This window comes from Bacillus sp. AP50 (assembly GCF_040492675.1).
Lineage (GTDB): Bacteria > Bacillota > Bacilli > Bacillales > Bacillaceae_G > Bacillus_A > Bacillus_A cereus.
In genome coordinates this window covers 1-1,035 of record NZ_JBEUTW010000799.1, presented here as the reverse complement: position 1 = coordinate 1,035, position 1,035 = coordinate 1, and the positions used below count along the sequence as shown (strand labels likewise).

Sequence of the window (1,035 nt, the reverse complement as noted above, 5' to 3'; positions counted from 1 at the left end):
GTTATCTATCCAAGCCGCGTTACAAGCAGCTATTGTGGTTGTAGTAAGTATTTCTATAGCAGATAGTGAAAAGGCAGATAAAATAACACAAGAATTGTTTCAAAAATCATCTATTAAACAAATTAATAGACAAAAAACATTTATTAAAAATTCCAGAAACGTAACCGTAACAACTACTGATACAGATATTGCAGTGAATATTCAAATTCTTCTTCAAATTTTATTAGCGTTACTAGTTAAACTAAACATTTTATAAAGTGTCTATCCTATTTATATTTAGCTATAAGGGTTCACTCTAAGTAAATATTTTTTGTTGTAATATGTGGTACAAGCTTGGACTTTCTCATTATGACTGAATTAATATTCAAGATTGATGGGAAATTAAGTGTGGAAAACTACACAATAACAAAGGTGAACCTATTATTTAACAGTGAATAAAACTTATATATGTGAAGTAAAGGAAAGCTGTCTTCGTATTAGAAGACAGCTTTTTGATTTTATTAGTAAAAAGCCGTGAAAATAAAAGATTAAGTTACTTGTCCAAGCATTTTTTATTTAAATACATATAATGCTGGTAGTTAATCTAAATTTTTATAGAAAACTGATAGGAGTGAATATTGTAAATGGATGATTTAAATAAATTTTCTTCCTTTAAGTTTGATAAGGATCAAAAGAATATAATTATAGACCTTTTACTCTCAGATATTTTTAATAGGCATGGGATAAATGAAGAAAAACTAAAAAATTTATCGCCAGAAAAAAAGCAGCAAATTAAAAGTATTGTTTCTGAAATACAATCACAAGTTAATAATTATTTAGATTGAAAGGGGGTGAATGTATGAAAAAAACATGTCATTCAGATGAAAATAAAAGGTGGAGTGCATTAGACTCCTCAAATCCTCATCCATCTTTTAAAAATGCTACCGTTTCAGAAGCTGCAGCACAAGAAAGTAAAACTTACCAAATTTCTGAAGAATCTATTACAATAGTTGATTCAGCAGATGTAGAAGTTACTACTACAGATACAAAAGCTGC

Annotated in this window: 3 protein-coding genes; all 3 read left to right on the top strand. The window is 28.1% G+C overall.

Going from position 1 to position 1,035, the window contains the following annotated elements:
- Positions 1 to 256 (top strand): spore coat protein (locus tag ABWK52_RS29600; protein ID WP_353772399.1); only part of this gene is annotated, 256 nt, incomplete at its 5' end.
- A 367-nt stretch (positions 257 to 623) separates the two neighbouring features.
- Positions 624 to 824, top strand: coding sequence for a spore coat protein W (locus ABWK52_RS29595; RefSeq protein WP_000342253.1), 201 nt, complete (start codon positions 624 to 626; stop codon positions 822 to 824).
- 14 nt (positions 825 to 838) lie between these two features.
- Positions 839 to 1,035, top strand: a 197-nt coding sequence (locus tag ABWK52_RS29590) for a spore coat protein (protein ID WP_353772398.1), incomplete at its 3' end; no start/stop codon positions are given.